The organism is Streptomyces sp. NPDC003032, from assembly GCF_053591415.1.
Genome location: NZ_JBSFTT010000004.1, coordinates 351,741 through 370,937 on the forward strand (window position 1 = coordinate 351,741; position 19,197 = coordinate 370,937).

The 19,197-nt window shown below is 72.8% G+C and carries 13 protein-coding genes and 1 pseudogene; 6 read left to right on the forward strand and 8 right to left on the reverse strand.

Features of this window, described 5'->3' with window-relative positions:
• Window positions 1–23: 23 nt before the first annotated feature.
• Window positions 24–809, forward strand: a pseudogene (locus ACWDZ7_RS08180) (sugar phosphate isomerase/epimerase family protein); the annotation flags it as partial.
• Here ACWDZ7_RS08180 and ACWDZ7_RS08185 read toward each other — a convergent pair.
• A complete protein-coding gene (locus tag ACWDZ7_RS08185) occupies window positions 691–1,686 on the reverse strand; it encodes an EamA family transporter (protein ID WP_451795837.1) in 996 nt (331 codons plus the stop codon). The pseudogene ACWDZ7_RS08180 and the gene ACWDZ7_RS08185 sit on opposite strands and share 119 nt — an antisense overlap.
• Window positions 1,687–1,791: 105 nt before the next feature.
• Here ACWDZ7_RS08185 and ACWDZ7_RS08190 point away from each other — a divergent pair, with 105 nt between their 5' ends.
• The 3 genes from ACWDZ7_RS08190 to ACWDZ7_RS08200 all read left to right on the forward strand — a co-directional run bounded on the left by ACWDZ7_RS08190 (window position 1,792) and on the right by ACWDZ7_RS08200 (window position 5,637).
• Window positions 1,792–2,688 carry a LysR family transcriptional regulator gene (locus ACWDZ7_RS08190; protein WP_451795839.1) on the forward strand — a complete coding sequence of 299 codons (897 nt, stop codon included), beginning with the start codon at window positions 1,792–1,794 and terminating at the stop codon, window positions 2,686–2,688.
• Window positions 2,689–3,028: 340 nt separating this feature from the next.
• Window positions 3,029–4,852 (forward strand): glycoside hydrolase family 3 protein, encoded by a 1,824-nt coding sequence (locus ACWDZ7_RS08195; RefSeq protein ID WP_451795931.1) that lies wholly within the window; start codon window positions 3,029–3,031, stop codon window positions 4,850–4,852.
• Between the two features lie 113 nt (window positions 4,853–4,965).
• Entirely contained in the window at window positions 4,966–5,637 is a 672-nt protein-coding gene (locus ACWDZ7_RS08200) for a hypothetical protein (protein WP_451795841.1), read from the forward strand.
• Between the two features lie 28 nt (window positions 5,638–5,665).
• Here the strand turns inward: ACWDZ7_RS08200 and ACWDZ7_RS08205 are convergent, their stop codons facing one another.
• From ACWDZ7_RS08205 to ACWDZ7_RS08220, 4 genes are all read right to left on the reverse strand, one after another.
• A complete protein-coding gene (locus ACWDZ7_RS08205) occupies window positions 5,666–6,073 on the reverse strand; it encodes a hypothetical protein (protein ID WP_451795842.1) in 408 nt (135 codons plus the stop codon).
• Between the two features lie 131 nt (window positions 6,074–6,204).
• Window positions 6,205–9,942, reverse strand: coding sequence for an ABC transporter ATP-binding protein (locus ACWDZ7_RS08210; RefSeq protein ID WP_451795844.1), 3,738 nt, complete (start codon window positions 9,940–9,942; stop codon window positions 6,205–6,207).
• A 113-nt stretch (window positions 9,943–10,055) separates the two neighbouring features.
• Window positions 10,056–10,994, reverse strand: a complete 939-nt coding sequence (locus ACWDZ7_RS08215) for a serine hydrolase (RefSeq protein ID WP_451795846.1) — start codon at window positions 10,992–10,994, stop codon at window positions 10,056–10,058.
• 166 nt (window positions 10,995–11,160) lie between these two features.
• On the reverse strand, window positions 11,161–12,045 hold the full coding sequence (locus ACWDZ7_RS08220) for an aldo/keto reductase (protein WP_451795847.1): 885 nt from the start codon (window positions 12,043–12,045) through the stop codon (window positions 11,161–11,163).
• A gap of 136 nt (window positions 12,046–12,181) precedes the next feature.
• Here ACWDZ7_RS08220 and ACWDZ7_RS08225 point away from each other — a divergent pair, with 136 nt between their 5' ends.
• On the forward strand, window positions 12,182–13,144 hold the full coding sequence (locus ACWDZ7_RS08225; RefSeq protein WP_451795848.1) for a LysR family transcriptional regulator: 963 nt from the start codon (window positions 12,182–12,184) through the stop codon (window positions 13,142–13,144).
• Here the strand turns inward: ACWDZ7_RS08225 and ACWDZ7_RS08230 are convergent.
• The 3 genes from ACWDZ7_RS08230 to ACWDZ7_RS08240 form a co-directional block, all read right to left on the reverse strand.
• Window positions 13,131–14,825, reverse strand: coding sequence for a thiamine pyrophosphate-binding protein (locus ACWDZ7_RS08230; RefSeq protein ID WP_451795850.1), 1,695 nt, complete (start codon window positions 14,823–14,825; stop codon window positions 13,131–13,133). The genes ACWDZ7_RS08225 and ACWDZ7_RS08230 overlap by 14 nt on opposite strands.
• 115 nt (window positions 14,826–14,940) lie before the next feature.
• Entirely contained in the window at window positions 14,941–15,942 is a 1,002-nt protein-coding gene (gene speB, locus ACWDZ7_RS08235; RefSeq protein ID WP_451795852.1) for an agmatinase, read from the reverse strand.
• A 77-nt stretch (window positions 15,943–16,019) separates the two neighbouring features.
• Window positions 16,020–17,504 (reverse strand): sodium:solute symporter, encoded by a 1,485-nt coding sequence (locus ACWDZ7_RS08240; RefSeq protein ID WP_451795854.1) that lies wholly within the window; start codon window positions 17,502–17,504, stop codon window positions 16,020–16,022.
• 180 nt (window positions 17,505–17,684) lie between these two features.
• Here ACWDZ7_RS08240 and ACWDZ7_RS08245 point away from each other — a divergent pair, with 180 nt between their 5' ends.
• Entirely contained in the window at window positions 17,685–19,187 is a 1,503-nt protein-coding gene (locus tag ACWDZ7_RS08245; RefSeq protein WP_451795855.1) for a PucR family transcriptional regulator, read from the forward strand.
• Window positions 19,188–19,197 lie beyond the last annotated feature (10 nt).

The following is a 19,197-nucleotide window of genomic DNA, read 5'->3' on the forward strand; positions in this document are numbered from 1 at the left end:
GCATGGCCCCTAGGGTCGGGGCCATGAAGTTTGCCTTCTCCACCCTTGGGGTGCCCGGTCTGCCCGTACCCGATGTGCTGCGGCTCGCCGTCCAGCACGGCTATCAGGGGGTCGAGCTTCGCGCGCACCCCGAGGAGCCGGTGCACCCGGGGCTCGGGCTGGTCGAACGGGCCGACGTGGCGGCCGAGTTCAAGGCGGCCGGGGTCGAGATCCTCGGGATCGCGGGGTACGCGCGCGTGGCGGAGCCCGGGGAGGACGGGCCCGTCCTCGATGAGCTGGCCTCCCTTGTCGCGCTCGCGCGTGACCTCGGCGCGCCCTTCGTACGCGTCTTCCCGGGCGGCGGCACCGACCAGGGCGCGGACGAGGCCGACGCGACGGCCGCGAGGCGGCTCGGCACCGCCGCGCGGAGCGCCGCCGACGCCGGCGTACGCATCCTCCTGGAGACCCACGACTCGCACCGCACGGGCGCCGACGCCACCCGCGTCCTCGGCACCGTCGGGCACCGCCAGGTCGGCGCCCTGTGGGACGTGATGCACACCTGGCTCGGCGGCGAGTCGCCCGCCGACAGCTTCGCCGCGCTCTCCCCCTACCTCGGCTACGTCCAGGTGAAGGACATCGCCTCCGCCGACGACACGACACCACTGGCCCTCGGGACCGGCACGCTGCCGCTCGCCGAGTGCGTGGAGCTGCTCAGCGCGGAGAAATGGGAGGGGTGGCTGTGCTGGGAGTACGAGAAGCGGTGGTACGAGGAGGCCGCGCCGCTGGCTCAGCTGCTGGGGCCGGGGCGGGAGTACTTGTCGCGGCTGCTGACCCGCACCGGCTGACGCCGCCGCCCGCCTTCGGGAGTGAGGTCAGCGCGACGCCGCCCACCAGCAGGGCCGCCGCGCACCACCGCAGGCCGCTCACCGACTCGCCGAGGACCAGGGCGGCCGACGACATCCCGAAGACCGGTACGAGCAGCGAGAACGGGGCGACCGTGGACGCGGGGTGGCGGCGCAGCAGACAGCCCCAGGCGCCGAAGCCGAAGACCGTCGTGATCCAGGCGACGTAGACGATGATGCCCGCGCCCGACCAGTCGAGGGAGCGCAGCGCCTCCAGGTCCCGGGAGGGCCCTTCCCACAGGAGCGAGAGCCCGAGCAGCGGCAGCACCGGAACGGTGCTCACCCACACCATGAAGTTGAGGGAGTCGGGCGGGGACGCCTTGCGGGTGAGGACGTTGGACACGCCCCAGCAGGCCGCGGCGCCGATCAGCAGCGCGAAGGCGGTCAGCGGCCCGGTCTCCCCCTCGTCGACGGCGGCGACCGCGATCCCCCCGAGGGCGATCACCATGCCGAGGACCCGTACGCGACCGGGTCGTTCACCCAGCGTCACGAAGGCGAAGAGGGCGGTGAAGACGGCCTGGACCTGGAGCACCAGGGACGACAGTCCGGCGGGCATCCCCGCGTCCATCCCGATGAACAGCAGCCCGAACTTGGCCACCCCGAGGACCAGCCCGACCCCCACGATCCACTTCCACGCCACCTTCGGCCGCCCCACGAAGAAGACGGCGGGCAACGCGGCCACCAGGAAGCGCAGAGCGGAGAAGAGCAGCGGCGGGAAGTGGTCGAGCCCCACCTCGATCACCACGAAGTTGACGCCCCAGACGGCGGCGACGAGGACGGCCAGACAGACATGAGCAGGTCGCATGCGTCGAGGATCACCCGGCCCGACCGTGTAGGACCAGCGCGGATATCTGCATGGTTGGATGAAGCAACGCTACTGAGATTCCGTCGACCGTAAATGGGGTGGCCCGTGCTCGATCTCGCCCGGCTCCGCGCGCTGCACGCCGTCTCCGTGCACGGCACCGTCGGCGCCGCCGCCACCGCGCTCGGCTACACCCCCTCCGCCGTCTCCCAGCAGATCGCCAAGCTGGAGCGGGAGACCCGTACCACCCTCCTGGAGCGGCGCGGCCGGGGCGTCGCGCTCACCGCGGAAGCGCTCCACCTCGCGGAGACCGCACAGCAGTTGATGGCCATCGTGGAACGTGCCGAGACGGAGCTTGAGGAGCGGCGAGGGGTGCCGGCGGGGCGGCTCACCATCGCCGCGTTCGCCTCGGCGGCGCGGGGGCTGCTGCCGGGGGCGCTGGCGGACCTCGCCCGTCTCCATCCGGCGCTGGACGCCCGTATGACGGAGATAGATCCGCATCTCTCCATCGACCTGGTCGCCAAGGGCGCGGTGGACATGGCCGTCGTCCACGACTGGGACATCGCGCCGCTGCCCACGCCGCCGGGCGTCGAACAGGCGGTCATCGGGGACGACCTCTGCGACCTCGTCGTCCCCGTCGGCCACCGGCTCGCGGGGCGTACGTCGGTCCGGCGCGAGGAGCTGAAGGACGAACGCTGGATCACCCAGCCGCCGGGGCTCGTCTGCCACGAGTGGCTCGTCCGTACGCTGCGCGAGGCCGGGTGTGAGCCCGATATCGCTCACCAGGCGGAGGAGAACCCCACGTTGGTCGCGCTGGTCGCGGCGGGGCTCGGCATCGCGCTCATCCCTCGCCTCGGGCGCGGGCCCGTTCCGTGCGGTGCGGTCACCGTACGTCTGGATCCTGTGCCGGTGCGGCGGCTCTACGCCCTGTGGCGTACGGGGGCGGCGGGGCGGCCCGCCATCGCGGAGACGGTTCGCGTCCTGCGGTCGCGGTGGGTCGGTTGATCCTTGGGCGGGGACGAACCCGTACCGAAAAACACAAAAACGGGAACCCTTCCAAGAGCAGCACCGTCCAACCGGCACGCTGCCGCTGAGTCCCGCAAGGCGGTGTCGGCATCGCTGCTGGCTGCGACCGCTGACCACCCTCTCCGCCGCCTGCGGCCCGGCAGCCCGCCGTCACCGGCGCGCCCCCCTTCACACAGCGCCGGTGACGGCCCCTCTCGCGCTCCGCCCTTGACCGGCAGAAATCTTCGGGATATCCGTAGCCCCTGAAAGTTTCCTCCACCCCGCAGGAGCGCCCGTGCCCCAGCCCGACGACCGCAGGCTCCGCGGCCTCGTCTCCGCCATGTCCCTGGAGGAGAAGGTCGGCCAGCTCTTCGTGATGCACGTGTACGGGCACACGGCCACCGACCCCGACCAGGGCGACGTCGACATCAACCTCAGGGAACTCGGCGTCCGCGACGCCGCCGAGCTGATCGCCCGCTACCACCTCGGCGGCATCATCTACTTCGGCTGGGCCCACAACACCCGCGACCCGCACCAGATCGCCGCCCTCTCCCACGGCATCCAGCAAGCGGCGGCGTCCCTCCCTTCGGGCGTCCCCGTGCTCATCTCCGTGGACCAGGAGCACGGCGCCGTCGCCCGCATCGGCGCCCCCGCGACCCTGCTCCCCGGCGCGATGGCCCTCGGCGCCTCCGGTTCGCACGCGCACGCCCGCGAGGCGGCCCGCATCGCCGGCGCCGAACTGCACGCCCTCGGCATCCGCCAGGACCACGCCCCGGACGCCGACGTGAACGTCGATCCCGCCAACCCGGTCATCGGCGTACGCTCCTTCGGCGCCGACCCCGAAGCGGTCGCCGGTCTCGTGACCGCGCAGATCAAGGGCTACCAGAGCGCGGGCATCGCCACCGCGGCCAAGCACTTCCCGGGGCACGGCGACACGAGGGACGACAGCCACACCGAGCTGCCGCACATCCACCACACCCGCGAGGAGTGGGACCGCTTCGACGCCCCGCCCTTCCGGGCGGCGATCGCCGCGGGCGTCGACTCGGTGATGACCGCCCACATCGTGGTGCCCGCCCTGGATCCGTCGGGCGACCCCGCGACGCTCTCCCACCCGATCGTGACGGGCGTCCTCCGCGAGGAACTCGGCTTCGACGGCGTGATCGCCACGGACTCGCTGGCGATGCGCGGCGTCCGTACGAAGTACGGCGACGACCGCGTGGCCGTACTCGCGCTCAAGGCGGGCGTGGACCAGCTCCTCAACCCGCCGCAGCCGCGGGTCGCCTGGGACGCCGTGCTCCAAGCCGTCAGGGACGGCGAGTTGACGGAAGACCGCATCGACGAGTCGGTCCTGCGGGTCCTGCGCATGAAGGCGGAGGTGGGCCTTCTGCCCGACACCGGAACAGGGACCAGAACCGGAACCCCGCCCACCGGAACCGGCACCCCGGCCACCGGCACCGGCACCGGCACCCCGGCCGCAACCGTCGGCTCCCCCGACCACCTCGCCGCCGCCGACCGCATCGCTGACGCCACGACGACCCTGCTCCGGAACGACAACTCCCTGCTGCCGCTCTCCCCCCACACGCACCGCGACATCCTGGTGGTCGGCGCGGACCCCCGTTCGCCGTCCGGTACGACGGGCCCGCCGACCACCGTCCTCGCGGACGCCCTGACCGGCCTCGGGTTCACCGCGACCGCGCTGTCCACGGGTATGGCCCCGGACGCCACGGCGGTCGAGCAGGCCGTGGCGGAGTCCAAGGGCATGGACGCGGTACTCGTGGCGACGTACAACATCTCGACGCACGCCACCACGGCGAGGGACAACACGCAGGCGGCCAACGCCAGCCTGGACCTGGCCACGGCCCCGGCCCCGGCCGCCCACAGTGCGACGGCCGCCGAAGACGGCCAGACCGCCCTGGTCGCCGCCCTCAAGGCCACCGGCGTCCCCGTCGTCACCCTCGCGATCCGCAATCCGTACGACGTGGCCCATCTGCCCCCCGTCGACGCCGCGCTCGCCTCGTACTCCTGGACGGACGTCGAACTGCGCGCCGCGGCACGGGTCATCGCGGGCCGCGCCGTGCCGCGAGGGCGGCTGCCGGTGCCGGTGCGACGGGCGGACGACCCGGCGCAGGTGCTGTACCCGATCGGGTACGGGCTGACGTACTGAGGCATACGACGCGCCCCCGGCGCACCACCGCCGACTGCCCCAAAGCCTCTCGCGCGGCTGGCGTGGCCCCGCTCCGGCGGGCCACGCTGGAGGCACATGTCGGGGGGACAGTGATGCTTGCCTGCACCGGGGCGCGGCCTCGTACGGTCGCGGGGACGATCGCCGCGCTGGTGCTCGCCGCAGCGCTGCTGCTGACCGGCTGTCAGAAGTCCGGCGGCTCGGGCGACGGCGGTCGCGACGGCGGCTCCGCCTCGGGCCGGATCGACGACCAGACGCCCGTGGCCTCGCGCCCCACCGGTTTCGGCGAGGTGTTCCTCGCTGTCGGCGAGTGCGGTTCCCGGGGGCGCGAGACGTTCACGGAGGTGCCGTGCACCAGCGAGCGGGCGGCGGCGCGGGTCGTCGCGCGTCGCGACGGCAAGGCCGGACAGGGGCCGCCGTGCCCGGCCCGCACGGACTTCGTGCTGCACATCAGCGAGAGCAGGCCCGCGGTCGACGAGGACGGCGACGGGGCGGTACCGCGCGGCCACGCCTGCATGCGGAACCTGGAGCCGCCGCACCCCGGTGACCCCGGGGGCGGCGGCGGACCGCGGACCATCGTCGGCGACTGTGTGTACGGCGCGGGGCGCGGCGAGGTGCGGGAGACGGCCTGCGACAGCTCGGGAGAGCGGCAGCCGGAGTACCGCGTGGCGTCGGTGGTGCGGAGCCGGGCCGCGTGCGGGGCTTCGACCGCCCTGTACGTGGCGGTGGGCGGGGACCGTCCCGTCGGATGCGCCGTACGGCTGTGACGCTACCGGAAGGCCTGGATGACCTCTGTCAGCAGAGGATCCACCCCGTGCTGACCCCGCGCCCCCCGACCTTCCCCGTCACGCGCACGCACCGGTGGCCCGCGTGGACCGTCACCGGGCCCGCGCGGTGGGTGTAGCGCCCCTTGTCGCGCGCGGCGCGGCTGCCGCGTGCCTGGACGCTGACGGACATGGTCCTGCGGGGGCCGGGGCGCTTGGCGATGGTCATGGCGCAGACGTAGCCGCGGTTCTTGAAGACCTCGACCCGGCCCGTGCTGAAGGGCAGCGTGCGCACCTTGTGCCCGGCGCACGCTCCCGCGGCGGCGTGGGCCGGACCGGCGCCGGGGCCCGCGAGGGCGAGCAGGACGGAGGCGGCGAGCCCGGCGGCGCCGAGCGCCAGCCGCCGCCGTATGCGACCACGGCCACGACCACTGCTCACGCTTTCCCCTCCCGCCACTGCGGCATCAACGTACTGATGTACGGACGCCGCCCGCCGCCCGCATGGTTGCGGGATCCCCGGATTTTCTGACCTGGTCGGCCCGATCGCCCCCGACCGCACCCCGACCGCGCTCAGGCGGCCTCCACCGGCTCCCCCACGAACGTCCGCCACAGTCGCGCGTACCGCCCGCCCCGCGCGAGGAGTTCCTCGTGCGTGCCGTCCTCGGCGACGCGCCCGTGGTCCATCACGACGACGCGGTCCGCGCGGGCGGCCGTGGTGAGGCGGTGGGCGACGACCAGCGTGGTGCGCTTGCCGGCGATGCGGTCGGTGGCCTGATTGACCTGCGCCTCGGTGGCGAGGTCGAGGGCGGCGGTCGCCTCGTCGAGGAGCAGGATGTCGGGGTCGACCAGCTCGGCGCGGGCCAGCGCGATGAGCTGGCGCTGCCCGGCGGAGAGGTTGCGGCCGCGCTCGGTGACCTCGTGGAGGTAGCCGCCGTCCAGGGTGGCGATCATCTCGTGCGCGCCGACCGCGCGGGCGGCGGCCTCGACCTGGGCGTCGGTGGCGTCGGGCCGCCCGTAGGCGATGGCGTCCCTGACCGTGCCCGCGAAGAGGTAGGCCTCCTGCGGCACGACGCCGAGGCGGTGGCGGTACGACGTGATGTCCAGGGACCGCAGGTCCGTGCCGTCCACCGTGACCCGGCCGGCCGTGGGGTCGTAGAAGCGGGCGACGAGCTTGACGAGCGTCGACTTGCCCGCGCCGGTCTCGCCGACGAAGGCGACGGTCTGCCCGGCGGGTATCCGCAGGCTCACGTCGCTGAGGGCCTCCTCCTCGCCGGTGTACGCGAAGCGCACGTCCTCGAAGGCGATCTCGCCGCGCAGGGACAGCACGTCGAGGGGTTCGTCGGCGTCCTTGGTCGACGTCGGCTCCTGGAGCAGCTCCTGGATGCGGCCGAGGGAGACGGTGGCCTGCTGGTAGCCGTCGAAGACCTGGGAGAGCTGCTGCACGGGCGCGAAGAAGAGGTCGATGTAGAGCAGGTAGGCGACGAGCGCGCCGGTCGTCAGCGTGCCCGCCTCGACCCGGCCCGCGCCCACGATCAGCACGGCGACCACGGCGACGGACGACAGGAACTGGACGAACGGGAAGTACACCGAGATCAGCCACTGGCCCCGGATACGGGCCTGGCGGTAGCTGTCGCTGTTGCGCGCGAACCGCTCGGCGCCGGAGCGCTCGCGCCGGAAGGCCTGCACGATGCGCAGGCCGGCGACGGACTCCTGGAGGTCGGCGTTGACGACGGACACGCGCTCGCGCGCCAGTTCGTACGCCTTCACGCTCGACTTGCGGAAGAAGTACGTGCCCACGATCAGCAGCGGCAGCGTCGCGAAGACGACCAGCGCCAGCTCCACGTCGATGACGAGCAGGGCGACCATGATGCCGAAGAAGGTGACGACGGAGACGAACGCGGTGACGAGTCCCGTCTGGAGGAACGTGGAGAGGGCGTCCACGTCCGTGGTCATCCGGGTCATGATGCGCCCGGTCAGCTCCCGCTCGTAGTAGTCGAGCCCGAGCCGCTGGAGCTGCGCGAAGATCTTCAGCCGCAGCGAGTACAGGACCCGCTCACCGGTGCGTCCCGTCATCCGCGTCTCACCGGTCTGGGCCACCCACTGCACGACGACGGCGGCGAGCGCGAGCCCGGAGGCGGCCCAGACGGCGCCGAGCGCGAGCTGGTTGACGCCCTCGTCGATGCCGTGCCGGATCAGGACGGGCAGGAGCAGGCCCATGCCCGCGTCGACGGCGACCAGCAGCAGGCTCAGGAGAAGCGGCAGCCCGAAGCCGGCGAGCAGCCTGCGCAGTCCGTACGACTCCTCGGGCGTGACGGCCCGCGCCTCGTCGATGTCCGGCTTGCCGTCCGCCGGGGGCAGCGCGTCGACCTGGGCCAGGAGTTCGGGCGTGGACGGCATCCCGGAGAGCGCGGCGTCCTTGGGCTCGCGGTCGCCGGTCCACAGGGCGGGCGTGATACCCCTCTCCGCGTCGAACTCGGCGTCGAGTTCGTCGCGTACGGAGGTGTCCTCGGGCAGGTCGGCGGGGAGCGCGTGGCCGGGCGAGACGCCGCCCAGCTCGTCGGGGTCGGTGAGCAGGCGCCGGTAGAGGGCCGAGCGCTCCTGGAGTTCGTCGTGGGTGCCGAGGTCGGCGAGGCGGCCGTCGTCGAGGACGGCGATGCGGTCGGCGAGGCCGAGGGTGGAGCGGCGGTGGGCGATGAGCAGCGTCGTACGGCCCGCCATGACGCCGCGCAGCGCCTCGTGGATCTCGTGCTCCACGCGCGCGTCCACCGCCGAAGTCGCGTCGTCCAGGACGAGGAGGCGGGGGTCGGTGAGGATGGCGCGGGCGAGCGCGATGCGCTGGCGCTGGCCGCCGGAGAGAGTGAGTCCGTGCTCGCCGACCGTGGTGTCGTACCCCTGCGGCAGCTCGGAGATGAACCGGTCGGCCTGGGCGGCGCGCGCGGCGGCCTCGATCTGCTCCTGGGTGGCGTCCGGATACCCGTACGCGATGTTCGCGCCGACCGTGTCGGAGAAGAGGAAGGAGTCCTCGGGCACCAGACCGATGGCGGACCGCAGCGAGTCGAGGGTCAGCTCGCGCACGTCGTGTCCGCCGATGAGGACGGCGCCGTGCGTCACGTCGTAGAAGCGGGGCAGCAGCAGCGAGACGGTCGACTTGCCGCTGCCGGAGGAGCCGACGACGGCGAGGGTCTCGCCGGGGGCTATCTGGAAGGAGAGCCCGTCGAGAACGGGCCGGTCATCCTCGTACGCGAAGCCGGCGTCGTCGAACTCGACGGTGGCGGGGGCGTCGGCGGGCAGCTCCTTGGTCCCGTCCCGAAGGCTCGGCTCGGTGTCGATGAGTTCGAGTACGCGGTCGACGCCGGCGCGGGCCTGCTGGCCGACGGTGAGGACCATGGCGAGCATCCGCACGGGCCCGACGAGCTGCGCGAGATAGGTGGAGAAGGCGACGAACGTGCCGAGCGTGATCTCGCCGCGCACGGCGAGCCAGCCGCCGAGGGCCAGCATGGCGACCTGGCCGAGCATGGGGACGGCCTGGAGCGCCGGCGTGTAGCGGGAGTTGAGCTTGACGGTCCGCAGCCGCCCCGCGAAGAGCTTGCGCCCGACCTCGCGGAGCTTGCCGGTCTCCTGGTCCTCCTGCCCGAAGCCCTTCACCACGCGTACGCCGCTGACGGCGCCGTCGACCACTCCGGCGACGGCGGCCGCCTGGGCCTGCGCGTACCAGGTGGCGGGGTGCAGCCGGGTGCGGGAGCGGCGGGCGATGAGCCACAGGGCGGGGGCGACGGCGAGGGCGACGAGGGTGAGCGGCAGCGAGAGCCAGGCCATGATCACGAGGGAGATCACGAAGAGCAGGATGTTGCCGATGGTCATCGGCAGCATGAAGAGCAGGCCCTGGATGAGCTGGAGGTCGCTGGTCGCACGGCCGACGACCTGCCCGGTGGACAGCTCGTCCTGGCGCCGCCCGTCGAGCCTGGTGATCGTCCCGTACATCTCGGTGCGCAGGTCGTGCTGGACGTCGAGGGCGAGGCGGCCGCCGTAGTAGCGGCGGATGTAGGTGAAGACGTAGACGAGGACGGCGGCGCCGATCAGGGCGCCGGCCCACGGCCCCATGGACCTGCCGCCGCCCTGCCCGTCCTCGGCGATGACGTCATCGATGATCACTTTCGTGATCAGCGGCACGAGGGCCATGACGGCCATGCCGGCGAGCGAGGACCCGAGCGCGAGCACGACGTCCTTCGGATACCGCCACGCGTAGCCGGTGAGCCGCTTGGCCCAGCCCGCCTGTGCTCCTTCGGGCCCGCCCCGTTCGTCCGCCACCAGTTGCCTCCCGTAGACCTGACCTGCCGAGAGGCCCAACACGGCGGGACGCGGATTTCATCCCGCCGCAACAAATCGCCGCGACGGGGACGGGCCCGCGTCGCGGGGCCCGGTCAGCTGCCGGGGACCGCCACGAACGCCTCGCGCGGCGTGACCGTCGGGGCGTAGCGCCCGGCCGCGGGGGCCCGGGGCGTCAGATCCTTGTGGATGGCCTTGGCCACGCCCTGGATGGTGGCGACGCCGTAGTTCATGGTGCTGTTGCCGTGGGTGAGCACGGAGATCGTGTAGTCGTGGCCGCCGCCCTTGAACGCGCCGATGCTGTGCACCCGCCAGCCGTGGGTCGACCGCTGCAGCCAGCCGTTCTTGACGTGGATCTTGACAGCGGACGGCGCGCCCGCCGGGGTCCCCCAGCGCTGCGAGGCGATCACCTTGCCCATCAGCTTGAGGATGTAGGCGCGGGAGGCGTCGGTCAGGACGGTGTTCCCGCCGGTGAACAGGGCCAGGAGCTTCTGCTCGTCGGTGGCGTTGATACGGGTGAGCCCCCAGTAGCCGCCGGAGCCGGGCACCGTCCGGGTCATCTTGGCGGCCCGGAGGAAGCCCTTCACCTTGGCCGCGCCGAGCTGGCGCCAGAGCGTACTGGTGGCCGCGTTGTCGGACTTGGTGATCATGGCGGTGGCGAGGTTCTTCTCGCGGGACGACAGCGCACGCCCGGTCTTCTGGGCGTCCCACAGGAGCGTCGCGAGGACGGTCGCCTTGACGACGCTGGCCGAGTCGTACGAGGTGGTCGCGCGCAGGGTGCAGGTGGTGTCCGTGGTGCGGTCGTGGAGTCCGACCGCGACCGTGCCCTTGCGGTTCTTCAGCGCCGCCGTGATGTCCTTCGTGAGCTTGGCGGCCAGGCCGGGCTGCGCGGAGGCACAGGTGACCTTCGGCGCCGTCGCGGCGACGGCGGGCGCGGCGCCCGCGACCGCACCGAGCGGCACGAGCATCCCGGCGGCGAGTCCCGCCGAGAGCACGCGGGCACGCCTGGATATCCCGGATACCGGGTGAGTCATGGAGTTTCCCCATCCCCTTGGGTCCGTACGTACAAGACCCTCGGGGCCCGTACAAGCGCGCCCCCGGCGCACTCGCCCCGTATGACTCACCGATACCGGCGGGGGTTGTACGGAAATCCGCTGATCAGCTTGGGCGGTCAGTGTAGACGGGTTCCTCCTCCCCGCCTCAGTTCGGCAGCGCGGCCTCCAGTTCCGCCAGTTCCGCCGCATCGAACTGGACCTCCGTGGCCCTGGCCGAGTCCTGGATCGAAGCCGGACGGCTGGATCCCGGTACCGGGACGACCGCCGGGGAGCGGGCCAGCAGCCAGGCCAGGGCGATCCGCTGCGGGCTGACACCGCGTTCGGCCGCGATGCGGTGGAAGGCGGTGCCCGCGGAGGCCGTGTCCGACGGGCCGTCCAGGGCACTGCGGGAGATGCCGCCCAGCGGACTCCAGGGCAGGAAGGCCAAGCCGAGTCGGGTGCTCAGTTCCAGCTCGGGCTCGCTGTCGCGAATGGCGGGAGAGTACTGGTTCTGCACGGAGACGAGCGCGTCGCCGAGGATGGCGTGGGCCTCACGGATCTGGCCGGTGGTCACATTGGAGATCCCGGCTGCGCGGATCGTGCCGGCGTCGAGCAGTTCGCGCAGCGCGCCGACCGATTCCGCCCAGGGCACGTCGGGGTCGGGCTTGTGCAGCTGGTACAGACCGATGGCTTCCACTCCCAGGCGCTTGAGGGAGGCTTCGGCGGCCTGCCTGAGATGGACGGGGGTGCCGACGACGGTCCAGCTGCCGTCGCCGGGGCGGCCCCGGCCCCCCTTGGTGGCGACGACGACGTCGGATGTGTCGCCGCCGTAGCGGGCCAGGGCGCGGGCGATGAGGAGTTCGTTGTGGCCGCGCTCGTCGGCGTGCCAGTGGTAGCTGTCGGCGGTGTCGATGAGCGTGACGCCGGCGTCGAGGGCGGCGTGGATGGTCGCCACGGCTCGTTCCTCGTCCGGGCGGTGCTCGATGGACAGGGGCATGGCGCCCAACCCGATCGCGCTGACCGTGGTGCTCCCCAAGGGGCGGTACTTCATGTGCGTCCGTTCTCCAGTGTCCGCGTTGCTCGCATACGGGCCGCCGCTGACGCGGATGCTTTGCGTGCCCTCATCCTGGGCACCTACAGTCGCCGGCAGAAGTGCCGACTTGGTGGAAACGTATTAAGGGAAACTGTTGATCGATGTGCAGCGGCTCCGCGTCCTGCGGACTGTGGCGGAACACGGCAGTTTCAATCAGGCGGCGGCCGCCCTGCGCCTCACCCCCTCGGCCGTCTCCCAGCACGTCGCGGCCCTGGAGCGCAGCCTCGGCGCGCGGGTCGTGGAACGCAGCACCCGAGGGGTGACACTCACCCAGGCCGGCCGGATCATGGTGGGGGCCGCGGAGTCGGTGGCCGCGGAGCTCGCGCACGCCAAGCGGCAGGTCGACCGGCTGGGCACCGGCCGCACCCAGTTCACCCTCGCCACGTTCACCAGCGGCGGCCGGCTCCTGCTGCCCGGCGCCCTCACCCGCATGACGGCCGCCCATCCCGACACCGTGGTCCACGTCAGGGAGGCCGAGCCCGAGGACAGCCTGCCCCTGGTCCGCCAGGGTGCCGTGGACGTCGCGCTCGCCTACCACTTCGACGGGCCGCTGCCGGGCCGGTCGGGCACGGGCTCCGACATGGAGTGGATCGCGCTGATGGAGGACCCCCTGCACGTCGTCCTCCCCGAGGCGCACCCCCTGGCCGACCGCCGGACGCTCGACATCGCCGAGCTGGCGGAGGAGCCCTGGGTGCTCGGCTGCCTCAAGACGGAGGTCTACCTGGTCCGTTACGCCGAGCGCGCCGGTTTCACCCCGGAGGTACGCGGCACCACCACCGACTACTTCTTCGCCCGCTCGCTCGTCGCGGCGGGCGTGGGCGTCTCGCTGGTCCCCTCCATCGCGCTGGCCCCGGAGTTGCCCGGTCTGCGGGCCGTTCCGGTCGATCCGCCTGCCCCGACCCGGCACATCGGCGTTGCCGTACTGCACCGCCGCGGCCACCCCTCGGTGGCGACGCTGATCCGGGCCCTTCAGGAGGAGGCGGCAGCGGCCGTCGACACCAGCCCTTTCGACCTGCGACTCCAAGCCCGCGGAGAGCCGGTGATCAGCCGCCGGTGAGATGCGTCGGCGCGAACATCCGCAGTACCGCCGGGAGCACGACCACCGAAGGACCCGGCTCCGCCAGCGCCTTCGCGAGGTCGTCCCGGAGGGTCTCCGGGGTCGTGCGGACACCCGGTACCCCGAAGGACTCCGCGAGGGCCACGAAGTCCGGGCGGGCCAGTTCCGTGGCGGTCGCCTCGCCGAAGGCGTCGGACATGTACTCGCGCAGGATGCCGTAGCCGCCGTCGTCGACGATCAGCCAGGTCACCGGCAGGTCGTACTGCCGGGCCGTCGCCAGTTCCGCGATCGAGTACATCGCGCCGCCGTCGCCGGAGACCGCGAGGACCGGGTGGGAGGGGTCCGCGACCGCCGCGCCCAGCGCCGCCGGGAAGCCGTAGCCCAGGCCGCCCGCGCCCTGCGCCGAGTGCATGGTGTTGGGGCGCCGGGCGTCGAAGGCCGACCAGGCCCAGTAGGCGAGGATCGTCATGTCCCAGAAGGACGGCGCCGAGTCCGGCAGCGCCTCGCGCACGGAGGCGAGGATCCGCTGCTCCAGGGTGAGGTCCTGGGCGGCGATCCGCTCGCGGACCTCGGAGAGGAGCGCCGCGACCCGCTCGGGGGCCGTGGGGTCTTCGCGGGGCGTCTCGATCGTCTCCAGGAGGGCGGACAGGGCCAGGCGCGCGTCCGCGTGGATACCGAGCCCGGGGTGGTTGGACTCCAGCTTCCCGGCGTCCGCCTCGATCTGGATCACCCGGCCGCGCGGCTTGAACGTGTGGTAGTTCGAGGACAGCTCGCCGAGCCCCGAGCCGACCACCAGGAGGACGTCCGCGTCCTCCAGGAAGTCCGTGGTGTGGCGGTCCTCCAGCCACGACTGGAGCGAGAGCGGATGCTCCCAGGGAAAGGCGCCCTTGCCGCCGAAGGTCGTGACGACCGGGGCGCTCAGCCGCTCGGCGAGCGCGAGCAGCTTGCCCGAGGCATCCGAACGTACGACTCCGCCGCCCGCGATGATCACCGGGCGCTCGGCGCGGATGAGCAGGTCGGCCGCGACGGCGGTCAGCTCGGGGCGCGGGACGACCTCGTCGGGCGTGGCGTCCATCGCCGTGACGACGGGCAGCGTCGTACCGGCGAGGAGCACGTCCTGCGGGATCTCCACCCAGACCGGGCCGTGCGGCGCGGTCAGCGCGGACTCCCAGGCCGCGGCGATGGCCGACGGAATCTGGGAGGCCGTGCGGACCGTGTGGACGGACTTCACGATGTCGCGGAAGGAGGCCTGCTGGTCACGGAGCTCGTGCAGATAGCCGTGGCGGCCGCCGCCGAGACCGGCGACCGGGACCTGGCTGCCGATCGCCAGGACCGGTGACGACCCGGCCGCCGCCTCCTGGAGCGCGGCGAGCGAGGTCAGCGCGCCGGGCCCGGTGGACAGGAACAGCGGGGCGACCTCGCCCGTGATCCGGCCGTACGCGTCCGCCGCGAACCCCGTGTTGTTCTCGACGCGCAGCCCCACGTACGTCAGCGAGGAGCGCCGCAGCGCGTCGAACATGCCGAGCGCGTGCTGGCCCGGCAGGCCGAAGACGGTGGTCGCGCCGAGGCCGGACAGGGTCTCGACGACGAGGTCGCCGCCGGTGCGGCCGGTGGGCGGGTTGAGGGCGGCCTCCGTCTGCCGCGGCGTGGGGCGCAGCACCAGGTCGTGGTCGTGGGTCATGCGGCGTCTTCTCCTTCTCGCCCGGGGTGCGGCCCGGCGTGCGTTCCGGCCGCCGGGCCGCGCACGGCCCGGCGTGCCCGGCGTGCCCGGGCGTCCAACGGCCTCGCGGCTGTGGTCACTTCGCGTTCTGCTCCGCCCCGGAGGCGCGTCCGGCGGCGATCTGCCTGCTCATGATCGTCGTCAGTTCGTACGCCGTGTGGGAGGCCGCCACCGCCGTGATCTCCGCGTCGTCGTAGGCCGGGGCGACCTCGACGACGTCCGCCGAGACGAGGTTGCAGGAGGCGAGGCCGCGCAGGATCTCCAGGAGCTCGCGGGAGGTCATGCCACCCGCCTCGGGGGTGCCGGTGCCGGGCGCGTGGGCCGGGTCGAGGCAGTCGATGTCGATGGAGATGTAGAGCGGGCGGTCGCCGATGCGCTGGCGCAGCTGGTCGGCGACCTCGTCGGCGCCGCGGCGGTAGATGTCCGCCGAGGTGACGATGCCGAAGCCCATCTTCTCGTCGTCGGTGAGGTCCTGCTTGCCGTACAGCGGGCCGCGCGTGCCGACGTGGGAGAGCGCCTCGGTGTCGAGGATGCCCTCCTCGACGGCGCGGCGGAACGGCGTGCCGTGCGTGTACTCGGCGCCGAAGTAGGTGTCCCAGGTGTCCAGGTGGGCGTCGAAGTGCAGCAGGGCGACCGGGCCGTGCTTCTTGGCGACGGAGCGCAGGAGCGGCAGCGCGATGGTGTGGTCGCCGCCGAGGGTCATCATGCGGGCGCCCGAGCCGAGCAGATCGTCGGCGGCGGCCTCGATGGTCTCCACGGCCTCGTTGATGTTGAACGGGTTCGCGGCGATGTCGCCGGCGTCCGCGACCTGGGCGAGCGCGAAGGGCGAGGCGTCCTGCGCCGGGTTGTAGGGGCGCAGGAGGCGGGAGGCCTCACGGATGGCGTTGCCGCCGAAGCGGGCGCCGGGGCGGTACGAGACGCCGGAGTCGAAGGGCACGCCGACCACGGCGATGTCCGTCTTGCCGCCGACCTCGTCGAGGCGGGGCAGCCGTGCGTACGTCGCCGGGCCCGCGTACCTCGGGATGCGGGAGGAGTCGACGGGGCCGCGGGGGGCCGTCGGGTTCTCTGCGCTGCTCATGGTCGGTTTCCTCCTGCTGGTGCGAGTACTGCGATTCAAGTGTCGCGCGGCCCACTGACAACGGGCCGCACGAAGAGTTAGACAGCCACCGGAGTATCCGGTTCCGGCTCCTCGGCGCCCCGCCCGGCGAGGCGTTCGCGCCACGCGGCGAGGACCGCCGCGTCGGTCGGCCTGGTGGCGAGGGAGACGACGACGTACACGGCCAGCGAGGTCAACAAGCCGTAGTAGACGGGCTCGTTGGCGAGGATTCCGTACCCCCACATGAGCCCGATGACGGACAGGCCGCCGGCGGTGACCGCCGCGAGCGCGCCGGGCGCGGTGCCGCGCCGCCACAGCAGCCCGCCGAGGATCGGCACGAGCAGGCCGCCGACGAGCAGGTTGTACGCGACGGTCAGGGCCTCGACGACATCGTTGAGCACGATGGCGATGAGGATCACGCCGACACCCATGACGAGGATGAAGACGCGGTTGCCCTTGACCTCGTCGTGCGGCTCGTCGCCGTCGCCGTCGCCGTCACTGTCGCCGGTCTTCACGGCCCCGCGAAGACGCGACCAGATGTCGTTGTTGGCGACGGTCGCGCAGGCGATGAGCGCCCCGGAGGACGTCGACATCACGGCGGCGAGCGCGGCGGCGAGGACGAGACCCCGTACGCCCATGGGCAGTTCGTCCTTGACGATGGTCGCGAAGGCCGCGTCGGCGCTCGGCAGCTTGGGGTACATGACCTTGGCGGCGGTGCCGATGACGGCGCCCGCGACCGCGTAGACGAGGCAGTACGTACCGGCGACGGTGCCTCCGTAGCGGGCCACCCTGTCGCTGCGCGCGGTGAAGACGCGCTGCCAGATGTCCTGCCCGATGAGCATGCCGAACGTATAGATGAGCACGTACGTGAAGATCGTCTCGCCGCCGATGCCCAGCGGATCGAAGTACTCCGTGGGCAGCTTCGCCCTCATCTCACTGAAGCCACCGGCCTTGACGACCGCGATGGGCAGCAGGAGCAGCAGGACGCCGACGGTCTTCACCACGAACTGCACCATGTCGGTGAGCGTGATGGACCACATGCCGCCGAGCGTCGAGTACGCGACGACGATCGAGCCGCCGAGGATGATCGCGAGCGTGCGGTCCATGTCGAAGATGACGTCGAAGATCGTGGCATACGCGATGGTCGAGGTGACCGCGAGCATCAGCGTGTACGCCCACATGACCACTCCGGAGATGACGCCCGCGCGCCCTCCGTAGCGCAGGTCGAGCATCTCGGAGACGGTGTAGACCTTCAGGCGCGCGATACGGGCGGAGAAGAAGACGCTGAGCGCGAGGATTCCGAGGCCGATGGTGACGACCATCCAGGCGCCGGAGAGCCCGTACTGGTAGCCGAGGCCGACACCGCCGATGGTGGAGGCGCCGCCGAGGACGATCGCGGCCATGGTGCCGGAGTACATCCACGGCCCGAGGCGGCGCCCGGCGACCAGGAACTCACTCTTGGACTTGGCGCGGCGCATGCCCCACCAGCCCATGGCCAGCATCCCTGCGAGATAGACGACGATCACTGTGTAGTCGACGGCCATAAAGGGGGGCCTCCTTCGCGCACCTCGGTGGCGTGTCGTGCAGATGGGAGTGAGGACCGCCGTGGGGACATCCGCCCGTACCCACGGCCTGCGGTCGGCACGACCTTAGATGGCCGGAAAGCAACGCTGAAGTGTACGTTTCATCTACTCCCACCCACTGATGCGGATGGAACGTCCACCATGGCCACCGACCCCTCCGGCCCTACCGGTCCCACCGGCCCCCTGGGCCCAGCGGCGCCCCCTACCCCGCCCGTCCCGCTCGCCGCGCTGCTGGCCCGCGAGGACCTCGGGCTGCGGCAGATCGCGGGCCCGGACGCTGCGGGGACGGCCGTGCAGTGGGTGCACACCTCGGAGATGACGGACCCCTACCCGTACCTCCTCGGGGGCGAGCTGCTCCTGACGGCGGGCGTGCACATCACCGACCCGGCGGACGCGGGCGGCTACCTCGACGCCTACGTGGCCCGCATCGTCGCGGCGGGCGGCGCGGCCCTCGGCTTCGGCGTCGCCCCCGTGCACGACACGGTGCCGCCCGCCCTGGCGGGGGCCTGCGACCGCCACGGCCTGCCGCTCCTTGAGGTGCCGCCGCGCACCACGTTCAGCGGCGTCGCCCGCGCGGTGTGGCGGCTGATGGCCGAGGCGAGGCACGCGGAGCTGCGCCGGGTGACGGAGGCGCAGCAGGGGCTCGCGACGGCCGCGGCACGGCCCGACCCGGTCCCGGCCGTCCTGCGCCAGCTGGCGGCGCGGCTCGGCGGGCTCGCGGTGCTGTACGGGCCGGACGGCACGGAGTTGCAGGCCGAGGGGCAGGCGCGGGAGGCGGCGCGGGAGGGCCTGCGGGAGCTGACCGGGGTCGTGCGGCGCCCCACACCCGCCGCCCCGGCGTCCGCCGCCGACACGGCCGGGGCCACGCACCTCGCCGCGTACGCGCTCGGCGGCGGCCGCGGCTTCGCGCTCGGGACCGCCACGGAGCGCCGCGAACCGGGCGACCACACCATCACCGGCGCGGCGGTCGTACTGCTCTCCTTGCTCACGGGCGAGCATCAGGGCGCTTCGGAGGCCGCCCGCTCGGCGGCCCTCGTACGACTGCTGCTCGGAGCCGATCCGGAGGACATCGGGCCCCTCCTGGGGAGCGATCTGTGGACCGTGGTGCACGCGCGCGGGGAGCGCACCCCGCTGGCCGCGTCCGCGCTCGCGGCGGCGCTCGGCAGCGGTCTGGTCGACCCGCGCGAGGACGTCGTACGCCTGCTCCTCCCCGCCGACCGCGAGATCACCCCCACGCACGCGTGGACCCTTGGCGTCTCCGCCCCCGCCGCCCCGGGCGACCTCGCCGCCGCCGACGCCCAGGCGGCCCGCGCCCTGCGCCGCGCGGAGGCCACCCGTCGGCCTCTCGTACGCCACCACGCCAACGGCCTCGCCACCCTGATCGCCCCCGAGGAGGCCGCCACCCACGCGCGCGTAATGCTCGCCCCGCTCGCCGAGAACGCCACCTTGGTGGAGACGCTGCGGACCTGGCTCGCCCTCCACGGCAGCTGGGACCGCACGGCGGTCGCGCTCTCCGTCCACCGCAACACGGTGCGCCAGCGCATCACGCGGTGTGCGGCACTCCTGGGGACGGACTTGGACGATCCCGACGTACGGATGGAACTCTGGTTCGCACTGAACCGGGCCCCGGGAGAAGCGCCCTGAAGGGGCGCGG

Excerpts from the sequence above, each read along its gene's own strand:
- ACWDZ7_RS08195 (WP_451795931.1), top strand. The coding sequence starts at position 3,029 with ATGTCCCTGGAGGAGAAGGTCGGCCAGCTCTTCGTGATGCACGTGTAC.
- ACWDZ7_RS08245 (WP_451795855.1), top strand. The coding sequence starts at position 17,685 with ATGGCCACCGACCCCTCCGGCCCTACCGGTCCCACCGGCCCCCTGGGC.
- ACWDZ7_RS08215 (WP_451795846.1), bottom strand. The coding sequence starts at position 10,994 with ATGACTCACCCGGTATCCGGGATATCCAGGCGTGCCCGCGTGCTCTCG.
- ACWDZ7_RS08185 (WP_451795837.1), bottom strand. The coding sequence starts at position 1,686 with ATGCGACCTGCTCATGTCTGTCTGGCCGTCCTCGTCGCCGCCGTCTGG.
- speB (WP_451795852.1), bottom strand. The coding sequence starts at position 15,942 with ATGAGCAGCGCAGAGAACCCGACGGCCCCCCGCGGCCCCGTCGACTCC.
- ACWDZ7_RS08230 (WP_451795850.1), bottom strand. The coding sequence starts at position 14,825 with ATGACCCACGACCACGACCTGGTGCTGCGCCCCACGCCGCGGCAGACG.
- ACWDZ7_RS08200 (WP_451795841.1), top strand. The coding sequence starts at position 4,966 with ATGCTTGCCTGCACCGGGGCGCGGCCTCGTACGGTCGCGGGGACGATC.
- ACWDZ7_RS08220 (WP_451795847.1), bottom strand. The coding sequence starts at position 12,045 with ATGAAGTACCGCCCCTTGGGGAGCACCACGGTCAGCGCGATCGGGTTG.
- ACWDZ7_RS08240 (WP_451795854.1), bottom strand. The coding sequence starts at position 17,504 with ATGGCCGTCGACTACACAGTGATCGTCGTCTATCTCGCAGGGATGCTG.